Origin of the sequence: Bradyrhizobium hipponense, assembly GCF_008123965.1 — a bacterium.
Classification (GTDB): domain Bacteria; phylum Pseudomonadota; class Alphaproteobacteria; order Rhizobiales; family Xanthobacteraceae; genus Bradyrhizobium; species Bradyrhizobium hipponense.
Window position 1 is genome coordinate 1 of record NZ_VSTH01000313.1, and the last position, 583, is coordinate 583.

1 protein-coding gene is annotated in these 583 nt (G+C 60.2%); it reads left to right on the forward strand.

Going from position 1 to position 583, the window contains the following annotated elements; all coding sequences use genetic code 11:
• Nucleotides 1-115: 115 nt before the first annotated feature.
• Nucleotides 116-583: UDP-N-acetylglucosamine 2-epimerase (locus FXV83_RS42270; RefSeq protein WP_187436559.1), on the forward strand; the 468-nt coding region annotated here is incomplete at its 3' end.

Below are 583 nucleotides of genomic sequence, written 5' to 3' on the forward strand. Positions count from 1 at the left end.
GAATACGTTGTTTGCGAGTGTCCTGGCGCAAGCCCTCGTGCGGCAGGCGCTTCGGCGGGCACCTGCAATGTACAGTGCGCTCCCTCCGGGGGCTGGTCGGGTCGGAGGGTGAGACGTGCGTAAGCATTTTCTTATCCTGTTGGGAACGCGGCCGGAAGCGATCAAGCTGTTTCCGGTCATCAATCGGCTCAAGGCCGAAAAGAACAAGGATGTCGCCTTCACCGTCTGCGCAACGGCGCAGCACCGAGAGCTGCTCGACCAGGTTCTCAAGCTGGCGAAGGTGGTCCCGGAGTTCGATCTCAACGTAATGACGGTCAATCAAACGCTCGACAATCTTACTGGTCGATTGTTGGCGCAGATCGGAGAAGTCCTGGAGAAGGTGAAACCCACCAGAGTTATCGTCCAGGGCGACACTGCGACTGCGATGACTGGCGCCTTGGCGTCGTACTATCATCGCATTCCGGTCTCACATGTCGAGGCGGGGCTGCGAAGTGGCGATATCTTCGCGCCGTGGCCGGAGGAGGTGAACCGCAAGATCGTCGGCTCGATCGCGGATCAGCATTTCGCGCCGACCGAGCGCGCC